Source organism: Vibrio nitrifigilis (genome assembly GCF_015686695.1).
GTDB lineage: Bacteria > Pseudomonadota > Gammaproteobacteria > Enterobacterales > Vibrionaceae > Vibrio > Vibrio nitrifigilis.
Map to the genome: position 1 here is coordinate 160,194 of NZ_JADPMR010000004.1, position 21,307 is coordinate 181,500.

The 21,307-nt window shown below is 41.4% G+C and carries 19 protein-coding genes; 13 read left to right on the plus strand and 6 right to left on the minus strand.

Going from position 1 to position 21,307, the window contains the following annotated elements:
- Nucleotides 1-53 precede the first annotated feature (53 nt).
- Nucleotides 54-1,448, minus strand: a complete 1,395-nt coding sequence (locus I1A42_RS16960; RefSeq protein ID WP_196124152.1) for a TIGR03013 family XrtA/PEP-CTERM system glycosyltransferase — start codon at nt 1,446-1,448, stop codon at nt 54-56.
- A 635-nt stretch (nt 1,449-2,083) separates the two neighbouring features.
- On the opposite strand from I1A42_RS16960, the gene I1A42_RS16965 reads away from it, so the two are divergent.
- Genes I1A42_RS16965 through I1A42_RS16990 form a run of 6 tightly spaced genes read left to right on the plus strand, consistent with a single transcriptional unit; the run spans nt 2,084 to nt 8,241 of the window.
- Nucleotides 2,084-2,731: an XrtA/PEP-CTERM system exopolysaccharide export protein gene (locus I1A42_RS16965; protein ID WP_161158492.1), complete on the plus strand. Its 648-nt coding sequence runs from the start codon at nt 2,084-2,086 to the stop codon at nt 2,729-2,731.
- Nucleotides 2,732-2,751: 20 nt separating this feature from the next.
- Nucleotides 2,752-4,284 (plus strand): XrtA system polysaccharide chain length determinant, encoded by a 1,533-nt coding sequence (locus tag I1A42_RS16970; RefSeq protein ID WP_161158493.1) that lies wholly within the window; start codon nt 2,752-2,754, stop codon nt 4,282-4,284.
- A gap of 14 nt (nt 4,285-4,298) precedes the next feature.
- Nucleotides 4,299-5,222 carry an XrtA-associated tyrosine autokinase gene (locus I1A42_RS16975; protein WP_161158494.1) on the plus strand — a complete coding sequence of 308 codons (924 nt, stop codon included), beginning with the start codon at nt 4,299-4,301 and terminating at the stop codon, nt 5,220-5,222.
- Nucleotides 5,185-6,654 carry a TIGR03016 family PEP-CTERM system-associated outer membrane protein gene (locus I1A42_RS16980; RefSeq protein WP_196124153.1) on the plus strand — a complete coding sequence of 490 codons (1,470 nt, stop codon included), beginning with the start codon at nt 5,185-5,187 and terminating at the stop codon, nt 6,652-6,654. Before I1A42_RS16975 ends, I1A42_RS16980 begins: the two co-directional genes overlap by 38 nt.
- 1 nt (nt 6,655) lies before the next feature.
- Nucleotides 6,656-7,768: an XrtA/PEP-CTERM system-associated ATPase gene (locus tag I1A42_RS16985; protein WP_161158496.1), complete on the plus strand. Its 1,113-nt coding sequence runs from the start codon at nt 6,656-6,658 to the stop codon at nt 7,766-7,768.
- Between the two features lie 26 nt (nt 7,769-7,794).
- The gene (locus I1A42_RS16990) at nt 7,795-8,241 is read left to right on the plus strand and encodes a low molecular weight protein-tyrosine-phosphatase (RefSeq protein WP_161158497.1); all 447 of its coding nucleotides are present in this window, start codon (nt 7,795-7,797) and stop codon (nt 8,239-8,241) included.
- A 299-nt stretch (nt 8,242-8,540) separates the two neighbouring features.
- Here the strand turns inward: I1A42_RS16990 and I1A42_RS16995 are convergent, their stop codons facing one another.
- Entirely contained in the window at nt 8,541-9,197 is a 657-nt protein-coding gene (locus tag I1A42_RS16995) for a PEP-CTERM sorting domain-containing protein (protein ID WP_161158498.1), read from the minus strand.
- A 555-nt stretch (nt 9,198-9,752) separates the two neighbouring features.
- Nucleotides 9,753-10,721, minus strand: coding sequence for a LysR family transcriptional regulator (locus tag I1A42_RS17000; RefSeq protein ID WP_230389605.1), 969 nt, complete (start codon nt 10,719-10,721; stop codon nt 9,753-9,755).
- Nucleotides 10,722-10,763: 42 nt separating this feature from the next.
- Between I1A42_RS17000 and I1A42_RS17005 the strand changes: the two genes are divergently transcribed.
- The gene (locus I1A42_RS17005; protein ID WP_196124154.1) at nt 10,764-11,555 is read left to right on the plus strand and encodes a TSUP family transporter; all 792 of its coding nucleotides are present in this window, start codon (nt 10,764-10,766) and stop codon (nt 11,553-11,555) included.
- 48 nt (nt 11,556-11,603) lie between these two features.
- Here I1A42_RS17005 and I1A42_RS17010 read toward each other — a convergent pair whose 3' ends face one another.
- The 3 genes from I1A42_RS17010 to I1A42_RS17020 form a co-directional block, all read right to left on the minus strand.
- A complete protein-coding gene (locus tag I1A42_RS17010; protein ID WP_196124155.1) occupies nt 11,604-12,392 on the minus strand; it encodes an SDR family oxidoreductase in 789 nt (262 codons plus the stop codon).
- 35 nt (nt 12,393-12,427) lie between these two features.
- Complete coding sequence (locus I1A42_RS17015; protein ID WP_196124156.1) at nt 12,428-13,606, minus strand: pyridoxal phosphate-dependent aminotransferase; 1,179 nt, start codon at nt 13,604-13,606, stop codon at nt 12,428-12,430.
- Between the two features lie 97 nt (nt 13,607-13,703).
- Nucleotides 13,704-14,327, minus strand: coding sequence for a GntR family transcriptional regulator (locus I1A42_RS17020; protein WP_196124157.1), 624 nt, complete (start codon nt 14,325-14,327; stop codon nt 13,704-13,706).
- A 326-nt stretch (nt 14,328-14,653) separates the two neighbouring features.
- Here I1A42_RS17020 and dctP point away from each other — a divergent pair, with 326 nt between their 5' ends.
- The 6 genes from dctP to I1A42_RS17050 all read left to right on the plus strand — a co-directional run bounded on the left by dctP (nt 14,654) and on the right by I1A42_RS17050 (nt 21,275).
- A complete protein-coding gene (dctP, locus tag I1A42_RS17025; RefSeq protein WP_196124158.1) occupies nt 14,654-15,724 on the plus strand; it encodes a TRAP transporter substrate-binding protein DctP in 1,071 nt (356 codons plus the stop codon).
- 4 nt (nt 15,725-15,728) lie between these two features.
- The gene (locus I1A42_RS17030) at nt 15,729-16,166 is read left to right on the plus strand and encodes a TRAP transporter small permease subunit (protein WP_196124159.1); all 438 of its coding nucleotides are present in this window, start codon (nt 15,729-15,731) and stop codon (nt 16,164-16,166) included.
- A gap of 168 nt (nt 16,167-16,334) precedes the next feature.
- Nucleotides 16,335-17,657 carry a TRAP transporter large permease gene (locus I1A42_RS17035; protein ID WP_161156165.1) on the plus strand — a complete coding sequence of 441 codons (1,323 nt, stop codon included), beginning with the start codon at nt 16,335-16,337 and terminating at the stop codon, nt 17,655-17,657.
- A gap of 28 nt (nt 17,658-17,685) precedes the next feature.
- The gene (locus I1A42_RS17040; RefSeq protein ID WP_196124160.1) at nt 17,686-19,047 is read left to right on the plus strand and encodes a dihydroorotase; all 1,362 of its coding nucleotides are present in this window, start codon (nt 17,686-17,688) and stop codon (nt 19,045-19,047) included.
- A gap of 87 nt (nt 19,048-19,134) precedes the next feature.
- A complete protein-coding gene (locus I1A42_RS17045; protein WP_196124161.1) occupies nt 19,135-20,367 on the plus strand; it encodes a Zn-dependent hydrolase in 1,233 nt (410 codons plus the stop codon).
- A 17-nt stretch (nt 20,368-20,384) separates the two neighbouring features.
- Nucleotides 20,385-21,275, plus strand: coding sequence for a MurR/RpiR family transcriptional regulator (locus I1A42_RS17050; protein WP_196124162.1), 891 nt, complete (start codon nt 20,385-20,387; stop codon nt 21,273-21,275).
- Nucleotides 21,276-21,307 lie beyond the last annotated feature (32 nt).

A 21,307-nucleotide genomic window follows, 5' to 3' on the forward strand; every position in this document is an offset into this window, starting at 1 on the left:
AAGATTCTGAACATCTTAAACATTATCGATATTGTGATCGTTGAAATGATGATTTAGCGTCCTTTGCCAAATAGAATCACTTCAGTTGTTCTTAGTAAGATCAGTAAATCGAACAAGAATCCGCGATATTTGATGTAATACAAATCGTATTTTAGCTTCTCAATGGCGTCTTGCTTGCTACTACCATAAGGATATTTGAGTTGAGCCCACCCAGTTAGGCCGGGTCGGACACTATATCGTTGGTTGTAATAGGGGATATCTAATTCAAATTCCTTAGTAAATTGTGGGCGTTCAGGTCGAGGTCCAACAAATCCCATATCACCACGAATCACGTTAAATAACTGAGGAAGCTCATCAATGCGATATTTGCGTAACACGTGTCCCACTTTTGTGATGCGCGGATCTTGAGTTTGAGCCCATTTAGCGCCGTCTTTTTCAGCGTCGATACTCATGCTACGAAATTTATAAATGGAGAAAAGTTTACCATCCAGCCCAACGCGAATCTGGGAGTATAAAACTGGAGCGGTAAGACCGTCTTCCAACTTGATGGCAATGATAGCAACGAGCATGAAAGGCCACACAATGCTAAAAATTGCTAATGATATTAGTGTATTAAATGTCCAGTCTAAGGCCTTATGCAAATGACTGTAGTAGTGACTTGGTCCATAAATTATCCATGAAGGATAAACTTGTGTGACCGCCACTTGACCCGTTTCATGCTCGAAAAAATCGACAATGTTGGTAATTGTGATTCCAAGACGCTTGCAAGCGGCAAGGCTTTCATTGGGAAGAACATTACGGCGCTCATCACAGGCGACGACTATCTCGCGAATGTGATTTTTTATAGCGAATGTTTCTAGTGGTTCATCGAGGTCTAATTTTTTTTCAAATTTGATGCCATCTGGAGAGTCTCCAAGCATCTCGACAAAGCCGACAAAGTTCAGCCCGATACGATCGGTTTTGCGGCGCATGTATTGCTCAATAATTTTGGCTCTCTCACCCGCCCCCAATACCAAAACGTTTTTTTCGCCTAATTTTTGATAAGAGGTTTTGCTCAGTAAGTAACGGGTAAAAACCAAAGCAATAAAGGCGATAGCTGAAAAATATTCGGCATATAAATGGGGCTGGTTTGCGTTGATAACCCAATATACTAATTTGTCAATTAAATAGGAAAAAATAACGCAGGCAAAGATACGAATCACAATTCCAGTGAACGTTTCTCTCAACTTTACATTGTAAAGTCCAACAGAAAGAATAAAGATGGAAATGGTTATTGCGAAAACTATCGTTTGCAACCATTGATTTTTTTGATCAATGTCAGCGTACGGTGATAAATAATGACTTAATAGATAGTTACATAGAAAGTACGTGCAAAATATAGCAATCAAGTCAGTAAATATCACTATTACACTACTTGGCTTTATGCCATTGAAAAGTGTACTGTTCATTATTGTCATCCCTGCTGCCAGAGAATTTAGATTAAGTATAAAGTACGGTAACTTAATCTTATAAAGTCATTGTATATATGAACAGATATTAACAGTTTAATATACAACCCTTGGCTCTGGCATCTTCTGAATTAATTATAATTTCGTTATTTAATAGTTACTTATAAAATTTCGTTTAATTTCATGTGTTTATTCATTCTTTTTTCGTTGTGCCTCCCCAGCTTTTTTGTTGATAGATTTGAATTTTAGACACTCTTGGAAAAAAGTAAAAATATAAATGTTAGTAAATTTTTCTTGCGACTCTAACACTTTGCTCTATTTTAAACTACGGGTCAACATCATAATATATATTTGTTCTGCTTATGATTTGGTTTAATAGGTTCTATTTTATGGTTTGGTATGCAATAAATAATAGTAATAAAATGCGCACTGTCTCAAATGTGAGATAAATGCAATAAATGTTACTTGCATAGTTAAATTATGAAAAATAAATAAATAATGAACTGTAAATAACTAAGGATTAGTTATAAATTATAATCGCCTCGATTTAACTTGATTAGAATAATTTGAGCTATCTTATTGAAGTTAAAACTTGTAACAAAGGAAATTTCGTTATACATACGGTGGATGTAACCATGAAAGGAATTGGTAAATTTATATTTAGGTTCTCTCGTTTAATTGCAATTAGTTGTTCTGTATTTATTGTTGCCTGTTCAAGTTCTCTTCCTGGCTTGCCAACAGCGACTGTACATCCATCTCTCACTAAGAATATTAATGACTATTCGTATCTGATTGGCCCCGGAGATTCACTTAACGTTTTTGTATGGGGCAACGCTGAAGTTTCTGGCACTTATAAAGTGCGGCCTGATGGAATGATTACTACTTCATTGGTTGAAGATATCCATGCGTCAGGTAAAACACCAACTCAGCTGGCTCGTGAGATTGAAGCAAAATTGGCAAATTACATCCGACAACCGATCGTTTCGGTCATCGTTGATGGGTTTGTTGGTCCTTTTAGTGAGCAAGTTCGCGTTATTGGGGAAGCCTCACAACCTAAAGCCATTAGTTACACCAAGAATATGACGCTACTTGATGCCATGATTCAAGTCGGGGGATTAACTGAATATGCAAACGGTAATCATGCAAGCCTGATTCGAGTCGTTAACGGTAAGCAAAAACAGTATGGATTGAAGATAGATGATTTATTGGAAGATGGAAATATCAAAGCTAACGTCGATTTATTGCCTGGGGACATCATCATTATCCCTGAGTCATGGTTTTAATCGGTCGGGGGAAATAGATAATGCATGATATGTTTGAAGAGATCCTCCAATACTTGCGCGGTGTTTGGCTTAAAAAGCGTTATATCGTCATCATTAGCTGGTTGGTCTGTATTTGTGGTTGGATGTTTGTTGCCACAATGCCTGATCAGTATACCTCTGAAGCGCGAGTTTATGCTGATACTCGATCAATATTAAAACCGTTGTTACGAGGCTTGGCTGTCGAGGTCGATCCATCTAAAGAGTTACATTTGATGGTAAAAACTTTACTGAGTCGTTCAAACTTGGAAACGATTGCCCGTAACGTTGATGCCAATGTGCGAGCCAAAAATAGTGAAGAATATGAAGCAATTATAAAAAACCTAGAAGATAACATTGTAATTCGTTCTGGTGGTCGAGAAAACTTATACACGATTAGTTATAGCGGTACTAATGCGGTTTATACGAAAAATGTCGTGCAAGCCGCACTCAATGTATTTGTTGAAAATACGTTATCTGAACAGCGTTTGGATACGGATAATGCAAGTCAAATTATTGCGACGCAAATTTCTGAGTATGAATCTCGTTTGAAGAGCGATGAGTCCAAATTGGCGGAGTTTAAACGCCAATATCAAGGATTTTTGCCTGGTAGTGACTCTGGTTACTATTCTCAGTTGGAAAAAAACAAAGCGGCATTGGAAGATGCTCAATTAGCACTTAATGAGGCAACCACGAAGTTTAAGTCTATTTCTTCTCAAATGAGGAAAGAGGAAGCGAACGCTCATAATGAAATCTTGCGTGGTAAAACAGATTACGATGATCGGATTAATGCACTGCAACAACGACTCGATGATCTCCTGTTCAGGTATACCGATAAACATCCCGATGTGATTGAAACTCGTAATCAGTTGGCAGATTTGCAGAAATTGAAAGAGAAACAGCTGCAGTCTTATACTGTTGAAGATGCGTTGGAAAACGACCCTGTTTACCAAGACCTGAAGCGTAATTATAGCGAAACAGAAAATGATGTTGCGTCATTGAAAGTACGTGTCGATAACTATCAAAACAAAATAGCTGAATTACAGAAAGACCTTGATAAGGTTCCTGGTGTTGAGGCCCAACTGACGTCGTTAACTCGTAATTACAACATCACTAAAGAAAAATATGAACAATTACTCTCGCGTAAAGAGAGTGCTCGTATTTCACAAAGTGTGGGTAATTCTGCCGATGACATTAAATTTAGAATTATCGATCCACCGCGTGTTCCGGATAAACCTTCTGGTCCAATACGCCCTCTGTGGTTTACAGGGGTACTCTTTGTTGGCTTGGGGGCTGGTGTCTGTCTTTCATTGTTAATTAGCCAAATTTCTCCAGTGGTATCGTCAACAAATCAACTATTGCAACTCACGGGTTTTAATACATATGGGGTTGTATCTGCGACTGGCATTTCCGGTATCTCGATATGGGAAAAGCGGAAAACGAAGTTGTTCATTTTATCTAATGTTCTATTGATATTGCTTTTTGCTGTCATTGTCGCAATTAGTGTTGTTCCTTCTGCTCAAGATGTCTTGGTTTAAAAAGGGAGAATCCAGTGAGTACAATTGAAAAAGCGATGGGTGAATTAAATCATTCACCAACCCCTAAAGAGACGTCTGTTACTCAAGAGTCCCATAGTCATACACAGCAAGCTCCTGTCGAGCCTAGGATTGGGAACATTAAGCCTAAGAGGGAGCCGTTTAAAGACAGTAGTCGAATTATTCCAATTAATAATTCGCTATTAGAAAGCCTTGGTATGATTAATAACGGCAATAATGAATCAGAGCGACAAATCAAAGATGAATTTCGGCTGATTAAACATAAGTTGTTGAAAAAGGCCTTTTCCGCGGAGGAAGAGCACAAACCTAATGCGAATAATCGCAACTTAATCATGGTATCAAGTGCAAATAGTAATGAAGGGAAAACTTTTGTTTCTATAAACTTAGCATTAAGTATTGCATCAGAAAGAGATAAAACCATCTTATTGATTGATGCTGATGTGCTGAGCCCAAGTATTGGTGAAACGCTTGGATTTGGTAATGAAATGCCAGGATTAACCGATTACTTGTTAGGTAATGTAGGGGATTTGAGCGATATTATTTATCCTACAACAGTACCTGATTTTCGCGTGATGCCTGCGGGCAGTTCAAACAATATGAGTTATGAACTCTTGTCGAGTGGCAAAATGGCCGCATTAATGGAAGAAATTTCCAATCGCTATAGTGACCGAATTATTTTGCTTGATTGCCCACCGCTTCTTGGTGTTGTGGAGACGGTGACTTTGTCCAATTTAGTCGGGCAAGCGGTCGTTGTTGTTGAACAAAACAAAACGAAACTCGATGATGTTAAACAAGCTGTTTCGTTACTCAATAGTGAGATTGATACAGGGTTCGTCATTAATAAAGCAGTGCATAAAGCAGGGCATGGGTATGGATATGGCTATGGATATGGCTACGGCTCGAAGGATAGCAAAAAATAGCATTTACTCGCTCGGCTTTCTTCTCTTCATTATTAAGAACAGTGTTGCTGCTGACGTTATTGTGACTCCAAGTATTGAGACCAAACTGGAATATACCGATAACGTAAAATCAGTTGCAACGAACGAGCAGAGTAGCGCTATTACCTATTTGATAGGTGGTTTGGCCATTGATGCCAAGGGAAATGATGGCAATTTATCTTTGGACTACCAGTTGCAGCAATTACTGTATTCCTATGATAGTAGTGAAAATGAGTTGTTTAACAAACTGAAATTTGAGGCCAATAAAGGACTTTTTGCCACAACAAATCTTCGGGGTAACCTCTCGGCTGCTATTTCTAATTTGTCACGTAACATCGAAAGTAACGCTGATGATGATGTGAGCAACGGGAACACCATTGAAACTCGTACTGCCGGTGGCGGGCTCTCTTATCAAAGCAATCCTGCGGGGCTATTTGATTTTTACGGCAGTGTTGATGCCACCATTACCAATAACCAAGATGGTATCGGAGATAATCACTCGTTTACGAGCAAGGTCGATTTTGAACAGGGTAAAGATGCAAAAAAGGTTTTTTGGTCGAGTATTGATCGCTATGAATTAACACAAGGTACAAGCACAGATAATGATACTAAGTCGACTGAATCTGAAAATGAAATAGGCTGGCGAACAGAGAGTGGTCTTAGTCCACTCATTCATTCCTACTATGAAGATTATGAAGGTCAATCTAGTAGTGATAGTGAAGATTCCGCCAGTATTGGTCCTGGAGTTCGCTACTATGTTGAGCATGGCTCTTATATTGAAGTCGGCTATGATTTTACATTGAAATCAGACGATTCTAACTCTTGGCGTGCCAAAGCGCATTGGACCCCTTCTCCTAGGACGGCATTGGATCTTGATTATAAGCAACGTTTTTACGGTGATGCTTATTCTTTATCGTTTACTCACACTCAGCGTCGTTTAACTAATACCATCAGTTATACGGAGTCTGTCTCCAATTACAATCGTAGTTTATATATAGAGGGTAATAAGATAGATCAGTTGTCGTTGACGAAAACCCTGAGTTGGGAAAGCCAACTGGTATTTAAACGTTCAACAGCAAACTTAAAAATAACGTCTGATAAAAAACAATCGATGAGTAATGTTTCAAGTGATACCGATGTTGAAACCTATGGCGTAGAACTTTCACTTGATCACAACTTAACACGACACACCATACTTTCTCCTGGGTTCTTGTGGAAATACTATAAATTTTATAATGAGGATGCGATCTCTCAAGAAGACTACTATCGCAAATGGGATCTAGAGTTAAGTCATAAATTAACTCGTGAGCTCTCGTTGACCTTCGATGTGTCACATGAAGATCGTTCGTCTACGCTGAACAGCGCGGCTTACAAGGAAAATAGAGTCAGTATTAATGTAAGGAAAGAGTTTTAATATGTATGAATCGCACTTTGGTTTGTCAGGAAAGCCCTTTAAGTTGAGTCCCGATCCACATTTTTTTTATGGAAGCCCTCATCATAGTAAAGCTATTTCGTATCTGAGGTATGGGTTGGAATCTGGTGAAGGTTTTATTGTGATCACTGGCCCTGTTGGTACGGGGAAAACAACGATCGCGCGTAGTTTGCTTAGCTCACTCGATGAATCGATAACTGCCATTCAACTCGTTACAACTCATCTTACTCCCGATGCATTAATTAATATGATTGCCTCTAATTTTGGCTTGCAGGTTGAAGGGTTAGGTAAATCGGAAACGTTGAAACGTCTTGAAGGATTCTTAAACAACCTCAACCGACAGGGGAAGCGGGCACTTTTGGTTATTGATGAAGCTCAGAACCTGCCTTCAGAGACGATTGAAGAGTTGCGAATGCTATCCAATTTTCAAGTCAATGATAAACCGTTGATTCAAAGTTTTTTGCTCGGCCAAGAAGAATTAAAGCCCATTATTGAACTGCCTGAAATGGAACAATTCAGGCAGAGAATTATCGCGTCTTGTCATTTAGAAACCTTCAACATTGAACAGACCCGCGAATACATTTTGCATCGACTAAAGGTGGTTGGTTGGGATAATAACCCTCGTCTAGATGACAAGATTTTTGCGTTGATTAGCCAATACACGGGTGGCGTCGCGAGAAAAATTAATATTTTTATGGATCGTTTGTTCCTATATGCCTTTATGGAAAATATCCAGACGATAGATGAGCAAGCGGTAAGAAGTGTGATTGATGAAATGGGAGGTGAATTATCTGGCGGTTTACAATCGACGAGTCATACTCGCGCTCCCGTAAATGCCAATACGGTTTCCTCCATGCATTATGACCACGCTGCATCAGTTGATTCTGTGGAGCTAGATAATCTTTGTCAGATATTGGCAGAAGTTAATCATATATTAGATGATGTGGTGTCGAGAAAAACACTGACTATTAAGCACTTAGATCGTTTGATTCGTGAAAAACGCAAGTTGTTATCAAATAGAAATGAACCATCAGAAAGCAATCGCCTTGTTGAAAAACGTTGGCTACAGCAATTAATTAAAGAGCGTGAATTGTAAGGTGAGCCCTTGTATGAGAAAAGGCCATGAATAAAAGCGTTCTAGTGGTTTGTACGGGGAATTTATGCCGATCACCCTACGCTGAATATCGGCTAAGAGAATTATGTCCTGACCTCGCAATTACGTCTGCTGGATTACAAGTCACTGAGCATCATCTTGAAGGGAAAAAGGCAGACAAAGTTGCGATTCAGGTTGCAAAAGAGATGGGGATCGATCTTTCTCAGCACAAAGCTATGCAGCTTAATGAGGCGTTAGTTGATGCTTATGATGTTATTTTGGTGATGGAGAGAGAGCAACAAGAGTTGTTTTGCGAATTGTTTCCCTACGCGAACTATAAGGTGTATTTGTTTGGTTTATGGAATGGTGGTGTGAACATAGACGACCCCTTTAACAAAGGGCAACTTGCTTTTCGTTTAGCGTTTAACATGATCGATAATGCTGTGAAGTCATGGTCAAACAAGTTGATGCAATAAAGGCTCAAACGAATTTGAGCCTTTATAGTTATACCCAAGTAACCTCAAGATGCTGTTTCAGCGAGAATGTATTCGCTCTTAGGCAAGGCACTGATTTGAAGACATAGTCATTCTACGTAGAAAATCAGCAACACAGCCTAGGAGCGAATACAACTCGCCCTTTGGGAGTTCATCAACAAACCTATTTCTGCGCTCAATCACGTTGAAAGGGAATAACCCTTCCTGCCGTGATTGAGCTTGACCTAGGCTCGTTGATGAAACTCTGAATCCTGCATCTTGAGGTCATTTGGGTATAGAAACTACATTGCATATCTAATCGAGAAAGATGAGCGAATACGGCGTCTATTACTGACAAGAAGTAGTGCAGCTACAAGGAAAATCAACAGTGTTGATGGTTCGGGAACAGGTGTTTGACTTGCGATATAGTCACTTGCGGTTGCCACCGCATAAGAGACAGTTTCTTGTAAACTGCTTGTCTCATTATATTCTTCGACAACATCGGTCAGCCATGATTGTGCAAGGGCTTGCAAATAACTACTACTCGAGATAGAGGCATAGGTAATCTCATTTTTGATAACATCATCGAGCCCATCATCGTATGAAATACCTAATATGGATAATAGCTCTGTCACTGCACTTTTCACCAAATTAAATTGCTCTACATCGTAACTGCCACCCGACCAAGTATACCTAGATTCTAGCAATGATATTCCAGAGCTAATAAGTTCTGATATATCACTAGTATCTGTTAATAAGTAACTGTAATCATTCTGTTGTACTAGCGTTAATGTATCATCAACACTCTTACCGATGATACTTTCCCAATCTAACCACTCCAGGCCTTTGCTAACAACTAATTCGGTAGTACTACTAAGGTTAATTGTTGCTGCTGATGCAGTCTGAGAAAGTAAAAGTAAAAAAGTGACTAAGCAGCACTGATAAAGTTTTCTTTTCATTTGTGTCAATCCCTAGGTAATGATTAATTATCTCAATAGTTTATTATTTACTCCTTCCAATACTACATTAAGCATATAACGATCCATTCCGTAACATATTGTTTAATATGGTGTTTTTTATCTGTTTAATTTATAAGATTTTTTTCTTGAACAGACTTGTAAATATCTTTGACACATATGGAAATTTAATATGGAACCAGTTTCTCTAAATTTAATTTAAATTATTTAAAATCAAATAGTTACAATTTTTGTAGTGTGTAAAATTATCTGACAGATAAGAAAGTACAACTATCTGTTCAATAGGCATAATGCTTGGTATGACTTGGATTGCACATATGAACGAGTATTGTAAAGTCAGAAAAGGAATGTCTGGTAACGCTAGAAACGCCGCCAATAATCTTAAGCAAACCTTAAGAAAAGAACGTTAGTGTACGAACTTGTAAGCTGTTAAATGAGTAGCAACTTACCCAGTTGCACGCGGGGAGGCGTTCTTCTGGGCATTTTGATTATACTGTTCAGACCCAAATCGTGAATCGATTTGGGTTTTTTTTATTCTTAATTTTGGTTGAGGCGTTCGGGCAATCTTTGCTGTACAAATTCCAGAAATAGCGTGACTTTTTTGGATCTATTTACAGAGTCGGAAGAGAGCAGGGCGACGATGTCGGCTTCTTCTAGTTCATAGTCTGGTAAAACGTGCACGAGCGATCCACTAGCGAGTTCTTGCTTTACATCCCATGATGAGCGCTGAATAAGGCCTTGCCCGTCAAGGCACCAGTTTTTAGTAATTCGACTGACATTGCTTGCTAATACGGGGTCGATACGTACAGTGGCGGTTTCCTGAGTCGCCTTATGAGTAAAACGCCACATGGTGGCGTCTTCATCATTTTCCCGGAGTGCAATACAGCGATGGTGCTGAAGATCATTCGGGTGTTCTAGTTTTGCGCAAGAACGAAGATAATCAGGCGAGGCTAATAGCATCCTCCGGTTCTTCGCTAATACCGTTCTTTTCAGAGACGAATCGGGTAGGTAGCCAATATAGAACATGATGTCAGGGCTATTATGTAGCGACCATTTAGGAATATCAGACAGATTCAATTCAATGGTGACGTTGGGATACAAATTTTGAAATTCTGCTGCTAGAGGACCTATATGCTTTTCGCCAAAACCGAGGGATGAGACCAGTTTCAGCTGACCAGAGATGGCCAATTTACTGTCGGAAATATCTTCTGTAAGTTGCTGCAACTCTTGAAGGAGGTGTTGTCCGTGGAGGGCAAGGCGCTGTCCTGCATCGGTAAGGGAAGTGGTTCGTGCATTTCGCTCAACCAACTTTACGCCCAATTTGACTTCAATATTTTGTAAACGTTGTGACACGCTAGGCGGTGTGACATTCAGTTTACGCGCCGCAGCGGCCAGAGAGCGACTACCTGCGATAATCGTAAAAAACTCTAAATCTTGTGAATTTATCATTAGGTTTGAACTTAATATTGAAGTTAGTTTTAGTAAATTTAACTTTATACAGCGCAATGTTACAACTCTCTTTATGGAAAGATGAGAGGTTTAAACATCATGATGCACGATTGGTTTGTCAGTGGCGTGAATGAGATGCTGTTATTGTTCGTTATCGCTGTGGTTGCCGCGGTGGTTGATGCCATTGCTGGTGGTGGCGGTTTAATTACGGTTCCAAGTTTGATGATAGCTGGGCTGCCTCCGGTCACAGTGTTAGGTACTAACCGTTTTCAAGCGGTTATTGGTGAGTTAACCACGTCTTTTATGTATTTGCGTAGTGGGCAGTTGACTTGGCAACAGTTAAAACTCGGGTTGCTGTTTACAGTAATAGGTAGTGTGTTCGGTTCTATGATGGTGAGTATGCTCGACAAGCATACCTTAGAGATATTGTTACCGGTACTGATGGTGGCGATAACACTTTATTCTATGACATCCAGTAAGCTTAAAGCGACATCAAGCTCTGCCGCCAAAGTAGCAACCGTGTCCTTTATGGTTTTCGCGGGACTGATATTGGGGTTCTACAACGGATTTTTTGGACCGGGTACCGGATCGTTGTGGATGTTATCGTTGGTCATTTTCTTAGGTTATACCATTAAGCAAGCCACTATGGTCACTAAGCCTCTTAACTTAATGGGGAACGTCGTATCTTTAGGATTGTTTGTTTATATCGGGCAGGTCGATTATCGCTTGGGATTGGTGATGGGCATTGGGCAGGTTGTCGGTTCGGTGCTAGGCAGTCAATTGGTTCTTCATCATGGGCCCCGATTCATTCGTCCGGTGTTTATCTGTGTCACACTGCTTATGACCAGTAAACTGTTATGGGAGCATTTACCTGCGGGTTGGTGGGTATAAAAGCATTAAATAACCAAAGCGGCCTAATGCCGCCTTGGCTCTACGATATTAGATCGCTTTGACTTGGCCACCATCAGCCAGCATGGTTTGGCCGGTGATGTAAGTATTGGCTTCTGAACACAAAAATGCGGCGAGTTTGCCGTATTCTGCAGGATCGCCATAACGTCCCAGTGGAATATTTTTCAGATGAGCAGCTTGCATTTCTTCAATGGTTTTCCCGGTTTTCTCAGCACGGAATTGATCCAAAACATCAATGCGTTCGGTGCGAATTCGGCCTGGGCCAATCACATTAACCAATATGTTGTCCTTACCTAGTTCTTGTGAAAGGCTTTTGGCTAGGCCAACAACGCCACAACGAAACGTATTGGAAAGAATCAGATTGTCGAGTGCGGTTTTCACCGAAGATGACGTTGAACATACAATACGACCAACCCCAGCTTTACGCATATAAGGTAATACTTCTCGAACGGCACGAATGTATGATAGTAACGTTAAGTCGTAGGCTTGTTGCCAGATGTCATCGTCGAACGCATCAAAGTTGCCCGCTTTTGGACCGCCGCTGTTGTTGACTAAAGCGTAGATGTTGCCAAACTTTTCTGCTGCCACTGTGACGACTCGCTTGATGTCTTCCGCTTTAGTCATATCGCCGACAATGTATGAAGGTCGATTGCCCGTTTCTGCTTCAATTTCTTGTTGCGCAGCAATCAATTTTTCTTCATTAGAGCTAAATAACATGACTTGAGCTTTCTCACGAGCAAATTCACACGCGATACCTTTTCCTAATCCAGCGCTTGAAGCCAAAACAATAACGCCTTTCCCCTTTAATCCTAAATCCATAATAATCCCTTGTTTACGATATCGTTATCTCTGAACTATGCAGAGATAGAAAGTGATTCCAATGCCTTAGCGATGCGCGATACGGCGCGTTTTAAGTTGTGCAGTGAGTTGGCGTAAGACATTCTGATGCACCCTTCGCCACATTGACCAAACGCAGATCCTGGAACAACGGCAACTTCAGCTTCTTCAAGCAAATAGGTCGCAAATTGTTCTGATGTCATACCAAAACTTGAAATATCGGCAAAGAGATAAAAGGCGCCCTGTGGGCGTACAATGTTAATCCCTTTAATAGTGCCTAGCGCTTCAATCAAATAATCCCTACGTTCGTTAAACTCTGCCACCATCTCATCGGCACAAGCCTGTGAACTGGTTAGCGCAGCAGCAGCTCCAAATTGTGCAAATGTGTTTGCACAAGCGATGGTGTTTTGGTGAACTTTCAACATAGCGTCGGTCATTAATTTTGGCGCTGCGGTATAACCGATTCTCCAACCGGTCATAGAGTAAATTTTTGACATGCCATTGACGACGATAGTGCGCTCATGCATGTCTGACAGTGTTGCGATGCTAAGGTGATGACAATGATCGTAGATGATGCGTTCGTAAATTTCGTCAGACAGTACAAACAGATCATGGCGTCGAACGAGGGCTGCTATCTCAGAAAGGATTTGTCGATCGTAGACAACACCTGTTGGGTTATGTGGGCTATTAATCACGATCATTTTGGTCTTGTCGGTTACCCGTTTTTCAATGTCTTCGATACGAGGAATAAAGCCATTTTTGAATGTGGTCGGGTAGGGGACTGGTTTGGCACCAGCCATTGTGGCACAAGGATAGTAAGCCACCCAGCTTGGATCGGGAATCAGCACTTCATCGCCAGGGTTGAGTGTCGCCATCATAGCGATAAAAACCGCTTCATTTGCCCCCGCAGTAACAATAATATCACTGCTAGAATAGTGCAGTTGATTGTCGCGCTCTAGTTTTTCTGCAATCGCCTCTTTTAGAGCATTGATACCTGCGTTAGAGCTGTAATGAACTTCCCCGCTATTTAGAGCGGCAATCGCATGATCTTTGATATGTTGCGGAGTATCGAAATCGGGTCGACCAATTTCCAGTCGAACCACATCACGTCCATCCTTTTCCATTTGGTTGACTTTTTCGAGTATTTTTCGGATCCCTGAAAACGGGATGTCACTCATTCTATCTGCAATATTCATGACTAATCATCCTTTGAATCAATAAGTTAGACTAGTTACGCCCAAGTCGCTGTAATGTTGCATATGGCAGTCATTTGGGCGTGATAAACATAGCGAGTTATAACGATTTTATTCCCTTAAGTATGTGCTGCTCGAAACACGTCGCGGCGGCTTTGGCGTTACCTTCCGCAATATGATTAATTAACGCTAAGTGCTCTTGATTCGATAACTTCAACCCAATGGGATTATTCATCTCTTTGTGCAGAAAAAGCGATAATTTTTTCTGCAATATCTTATTAAACTGTATTAACGGCGCACATTTTGTTGCTTCAAAAAGTACATCATGGAGCTGCTTATTGAGCACAAAATATTGCTCTATTTCCATCCGTTCGAGTGCGCTTACCATCTGGCTGTGTAACTGACGTAAGGTTTGAAGAGCATCGAGTGAAATTCTTTCTGCTAAAAGTTGACCCGCTAAGTAAGCTAAATTGGCTCTCACTCGATAGCCATCGTGAGCTTCGCTAGTGTCATATTCGACCACGAAATAACCTTTGTTCGGTTTTTTCTCTAAGATGCCTTCAATACAAAGTATATTTAGCGACTCTCTTACTTTGTGCCTGCTAAGCTGAAACGCTTCTGTCAGTTCTCTTTCGTTAACGCTGTGGCCGAAGTTCCATTCTCCTCTGGATACTTTATTTGCGATCCATTCGCCAATATCACTTTCGTTTTCATGGTTTGGCACGTAGCGCTACCCTTTCTATATCTAATTAAAATTGTCGACAATTATAAAGATTCACATCGTTTTATCTCCTCACTTTGTAACCATTAATGTCCGATAATTCAAGCCTATATTTTAACCTTTTTAAAGTTGATGATAATAAGTAATTGATTTTAATTGTAAATATTTTAATTAATTTAAACCCCTTGACAAGCTGTGTGAATAATTGATAAAAAAATTGCAGATATTTATTAAATGTTTTTTTTATTGCATTTTTTTTGAGGTGAGCGGATTTTATCACCTCGGAAGCTGATAAGGATTGAGAGTTAAACGTTCAGGAGGAACATACAATGAGAGCAATAAAATGGCGTCCCGCCGCAATAGCAGTTTTGGTCGCTTCTACGTTAGCGGTTGCACCAATGATGGCTGCAGCAAGTACCACATTAAAATATTCAGATCATGATCCAACGAATGGGATGAGAACAGACTTCGTCGATAAAGTTTGGTTGAAAACAATCAAAGAAAAGGCTGGCGATGATGTCGATATCCAAACGTTTTGGGGCGGCTCATTACTGGGGTCTAAAGAAATCCTGAAAGGGATTGGTGATGGTATTACTGAGATGGGATTTGTTTATCCCGGTCATTATCCAGGCCAATTACCTGCTCATACTATTTTCCGTTTGTTTCCTCGCGGTCCAAAGAAATTCGCAGATATGTTGTGGTTTTATCGTGAGGTATATAAAAAAGTACCGGCTTTCCAAGCTGAGCTAAAGAAAGCCCATGTCAAAACCTTACTATTTACAGCAGGCTTACCCGGTGCTTTTGTTGGGAAAAAACCGTTGCACAGCTTAGCTGATATCAAAGGTCAAAAATGGCGCGCAGGTGATAAATGGAGCCTACGTTTCCTACAAAATGCAGGTGCGCAGCCAACTTCTATTCCATGGGGTGATACCTACATGGCATTGCAAACTGGTGCGATTGACGGCTGTTATACCAACTATGATGGTGCGCATCTTATGAAGTTTGATGAAACAGCGCCGAATGTATTGGTTTCAAAATCGCTCTGGTACGGCATTCCATTTTTACATCTAATCAATGAAAACACCTTCAATCGCTTATCGAAAAAAACGCAACAAGAGATTTTGGATGCATCAGATATTGCTGAGAAGAAATTTGCCAAAGTTTACGATGATGCGTTTACACAAATCGTAAAAGATGAACGTGCAGCTGGTGTGAAAGTCACCTTTATGACTGACGATGACCTCATCAAATGGGAAGACTCTGATGAACTGGAAGGCTTGCAACAACAATGGGTGAAAGAAGCTCAGCAGGCTGGGTTAAAGAATGCTGAACAAGTGATGAAGCAGGTCAAAGACATCTATGCGCAAGCGATGAAGCGTGAAGATTCCAAAGAGGGATAGCGTGATGAAAAACTCTATCACAAGCGTCAGTCAGTCACTCGCTGGTCTATCTGGTTGGTTGATGGTCGGAATTATGTTGTTGCTCATTGCCGATATTCTCTTTCGCACTGTGGGCATTGCCATACAAGGGCTTTCTGATCTCTCGGTATTTGTCATGATTATTGTGGTTTATTTCGGGCTAGCTCGTTGTGAGGAGTATGAAGAACACGTGAGCTTAGAGTTGGTGACGAATAAATTGCCGTATCGCAGTCGACTTTTCACTCAGGTTATCGCGCAAAGTTTAGCCGTAGTAACGATAGGTTTTCTACTGTATGCAGTGAGTTCAAACTCCTTAGATTCGTATATGTCTAACGAATCGGTCGAGGGGGTGATGCAGTTTAAAATCTGGCCAGTAAAAGCGTTAATGTTGGTCGGTTTAGCCGCGTTCATGTTGCAAGCATGACTCAAGGTTACTCGAACAGCGAAAACGTTGATTCGGTCATTTCAGGCCACGGCGGCAACGGGTGAACTTATACATTGAAGTTAGCGCTTAATCAGCTGCTAAACAAGAGAGAACAGTGGGTTTGAGGCACTTTTCTGCTGTTCTTCTCTTTCAAGGAAGAATTTGATTATGGATTTTCTAACTGCAGGCATCATCTGTATCGGGCTATTGCTCTTTTTGATGGCAATAGGGTTGCAAATTGGTCTTTCGTTTATTTTGAGCGGAGTGGTCGTTAGTGCTCTCTTGCTCGGAATGCATAGTTCTTTATCCCTACTGGGGCAGGCCACTTACTTTTCTATCGCAACGCCGACTTGGGCATCGATTCCCCTATTTATTTTGATGGGGGCATTTGCTGCTTCTAGTGGATTAGCTCGTCGTGCCTACTCGGCTGTATATGCTATGAGTATGGGCATTAAAGGTTCTCTGGGAATTGCGACATGTTTTAGTTGCGCGGTATTTGGCGCAGTTTCTGGTTCTTCATTAGCGACAACCGCTATTTTTGGCAAGATGGCGCTGCCTGAAATGAATCGTCTTAATTACGATAAGTCATTTTCAGCCGGTTGTATTGCTTCTGCTGGGACGTTTGCTTCAATGATTCCACCAAGCACCATGATGATCATCTACGCACTGTTTACCCAGCAATCGGTGGGTAAGCTTTTTGCGGCGGGGGTTGTACCTGGTTTAATGACCGCGATTGGTTACATCTTAGTCATCCGTTATATGGTGAAACGTAATCCCAAACTGGCGCCTAGCCCTGATGAGATCACGATACCAAGAAAAGAGCGGATGAAAGAAGCTGGGAAAGTTTGGCCTGTTGCTATTATCGCTGTTGCAGTATTAGGCGGGATTTACAGTGGTTATTTTACCCCAACTGAAGCAGCCGCTGTGGGGGCTTTGATTACTCTCGTATTGGGCATTGCACTGGGTGCTTTCCATAAACTAGGCGATGTCAGTCAAGCGATGAAAGAGTCGGCGAACACGACGGCGATGTTGTTCCTAGTTAACATTGGCGCATTGTTTTATAGCCGCACATTGGCCATCACTCGCTTGCCTGTTGAGTTAACCAATTCATTGCAGCATATGAATGTGCCACCGATTGTCATACTCATAGGTATTTTGGTGATCATGTTCTTGCTCGGAATGATCATGGTGCCAGTTGGTATCTATGCTTTGCTACTTCCCATTGTATTTCCTCTTTTAACTTCGTTGGGCTATGACCCTATTTGGTTCGGTGTTATAGCACTCAAACTGACTGAAATCGGTTCAATTACGCCACCTGTGGGGTTGAATGCCTTTGCCATGAAAGGGGTGATTTCAAAAGAAATGAATATCTCGTTGGAAGATATTTTTAAAGGAATATGGCCATTTTGTTTGTGTGAACTGGGGATTCTTGTGCTCTTGGTTATGTTCCCTCAGCTATCACTATGGCTACCTAATTTATTACTTGGATAACAGACAATAAGAGAAAAGGAGTTTAGTTATGTCTTCAACTACTGTTGATTTATTGCTCAAAGGTGATGTTGTTTTATCAGACCATGTATCAAAAGATACCTATGTTGGCGTAAAAGATGGGCTTATCGTTGGTATTTATGCAGATGGTAATGCACCTGAATACAAAGAGTTTATTGATGCGTCAGGAAAAATTATTTTCCCAGGCATGGTTGATGCGCACGTGCATTCGTACAGTAATATGCATGAGCAGTTTACTCATTCAACCGCTGCCGCCGCGGCCGGTGGGGTAACGACGATCATCGAAATGCCTTATGACTCTTGTGGCCCGGTGTTCGATGTCGCTCAATTTAAAGAAAAGCAAACGTGGATTGCAGATAAGGCGAAAGTGGACGTGGCACTGCTTTCCACTATCAAAAAACAAGGTGATCTCAGTGAAGTGGATGCCTTAGTCGAATTAGGTACCTGTGGTTTTAAATTAAGTGCATTTGAAACCGACCCATATCGTTTCCCACGTATTGATGATGATGTGCTGTGGACGATTTTACCTAAACTGGCTGAAACAGGTTTACCTGTGGGTTTTCACTGTGAAAACGATGTCATCATTGAAGCTCTCATTGCTCAGTACAAAGAAGAGGGGAAAACTTACCCTAAAGCGCACTGTGAAACGCGTCCACCGATTTCAGAAACATTGGCCGTGAGTAAATTACTTGAGTTTGCTTATTGGACTAAGTTCTCTTTGCATGTTTACCATAATTCTCACCCTCGCTGTTTAGATATGATCGATTGGTATAAAGAGCAAGGTGTGGATGTATCCGTTGAAACTTGCCCGCACTACTTATTGATTTCTGATGAAGATATGTCAGAGAAAAAAGCATTTGCCAAAATTAACCCGCCAATGCGCGACCCTCAAGCCGTTGAAGGAATGTGGCAAGCCTTGATTGACGGACGCCTTAACTGGGTGGCATCCGATCACGCACCATGGCCATTGGAACGTAAAAGTAATGAGGTGATTTTTGATAATGGGTCTGGTGCTCCTGGCGTTGAATCTATTCTCCCTCTAATGTTCAGTGAAGGTGTAGTGAAACGCGGAATTGACTTGGTGAAACTTGGTCAACTGTTAGCCGCTAACCCTGCTGAACGCTTCAAGCTTGATCACCGTAAAGGCAAAATTGCTGTGGGTATGGATGCCGACTTTGCCATTATCGATCCGAATGAAGAGTGGTTTTTCAATGCTGCAGAAACTCAATCTTCAGCAAAATGGTCTCCTTATGATGGTAAAAAAATCACTGGTCGCGTAGTAAAAACAGTGCTGCGTGGTACCACCATTTTTGACCAAGGTAAGGTGTTATCAAAAGAAGGTGATGGTGCGTATGTAGGTGCTCATCGTTAATCTAGTGGAGAAATTCACCCTCTTTGCTGAGGGTGAATGACTAGGGGAGACGACATTCAACTACATACCCTAATCAAGGAGGCAAGGATGCAGCAGGTAACAATTAATAGCGAACGATTATGGCAAAGCCTGATGGCTTTGGGAAAAATCGGTGAACAAGATAATGGCGGTATGTATCGGCCAGCACTCTCACCAGAAGATCAGCAAGCTCGAGAGTGGTTGGTCTCGCAAATGGAGAGTATGGGGCTTGAAGTGAAGGTGGACGGTGCGTTAAACGTTATTGGGCGGTTAAAATCGCAATCGCCTAAAACGGAGCAAGTTGTCGCAATGGGCTCGCATATCGATACTGTCCCAAATGGTGGAAAATTTGATGGTGCCTATGGGGTTCTGGCCGCTCTGGAATGCGTAAAAAGCTTACAAGAAAACCAAGTCACTTTGCCGTTTGATGTGGAAGTCATCAGCTTTTGTGATGAAGAAGCGGCTCATAATGCAGGAACGGTCGGAAGCCGTGCAATGATGGGGCGGTTACTTCCTGGCGAGTTAGAAAAAGCAAAAATTAAAGGAGAGAAGCCGTTTCGCTATTTCTTAGAACAACTGGGTCATTCATTTGCCACCGTTGAAACGGCGCAGCGTAACGCAGATGAGTTTCTCTGTTTTCTTGAAGCGCATATCGAGCAAGGCAAAGTGTTGGAATCACGCCAACAATCGATTGGTGTCGTGACCGGGATTGTTGGAGTATACCGTTATATCGTTACTGTCACGGGAGAAGCCGCCCATGCTGGAACCACCCCCATGTCAATGCGCAAAGATGCATTGGTTGAGGCGGCGCCAGTCTTTACTTTAATACCGCAATGGGTGCATGAGCAAAATCCAGAGATGGTAGGAACCATAGGGCAAGTGACGGTTTTGCCTGGGGCGAGTAACGTAGTACCTAAAGAATGTCGTTTTTTGGTTGAGTTGAGATCTCAGCAGTCACAAGACATGCAAGTAGTTCGTGACAAATTAATAAATTATGCCAATCTTCGTCACGGCTGGAACATTGAAACTATTTATGAAAAAGATAGTGTGGTGTTAGATGATCGTATGATTTCTTGTTTATCTGTTGTAACAGAAGCCGCACAATTACCTTATATTACGATGGCTAGTGGAGCTGGGCATGATGCTCAATCATTCGCACCATCAGTCCCTACGGGGATGATTTTTATTCCCTGTTTAGCAGGTGTTAGTCACAATCCAAAAGAGTGGATTACGGAGGAAGATGCCAGTAATGGCTGCCAAGTTCTGATGGATGCGGTCCGACACCTAGCAACACAGGTTTAGTCATAGGATTACACTAAATGAGAGAGCATCCCAAAAATCGTTTCGCTGACAAAATTAGTCAAGGGTCTGAGTTATTGACCCCAAGTGACAGAAAAATTGCAGACTACTTATTGCGTGTCTACCCTTTGGGGTTGCTGCAAAACGCTGCGGAAATTGCTGAAGAACTGAATATCACCGCCTCGACAGTCACCCGTTTTTTCCCAAAAATTGGTTATGACAATATCAAAGAGGCACGAACCGACTTCCGGGAAGATATTCGCTTCTTAATCAATTCGCCAGCAGATCGTGTTCGTAGCGATCATAAAAGTCATTTAGATAACGATATTTTTGGATGGACCGTCGAGCAAGATATTGTCAATATGCAAGATACTGTTCGGGCAGTTTCAAAGCCAACGGCTGATGAATTTGTTGAATTAATGAGTGATTCTAAACGTAAAGTGTTTGTTTTAGGCACACGTAAAGAAGCGGCTTTAGCCCATTATTTCTTCTATCAAGCGGCGAGTTTTCACTCTGATATTCATTGGCTAGAACCCTCAAATTTAGTGGATCAACTGGTACAACTGGAACGTGACGATGTTCTGGTTGTATTTGATTTTCGCCGATACTCTAGCTACCACCTTAAAGCGTGCGAATACGCGCAAAACCAAAATGCCAAAGTTGTGGTGTTTGGGGATTCTCCGATTGTACCGACAAACCAATTTGCTGATTGTCTTTTTCAAATCAGTACAACTGGGTTGTCTGCCTTCGATTCTTACACCGCAGCCATCACGTTAATGAACTCATTAATGTCGATGTTGGTTGAGAAAAACGCTGACCGCGTCGAGGAAAAGTATCGTCGATTAGAATCGTTATATGAACATTTTGAGACCTTTACTTATCAAAGTCGCGCAATGAAAGATAAGTCATAAATCGGAGTGGCGTAGTAGAGTATCTTACTGAT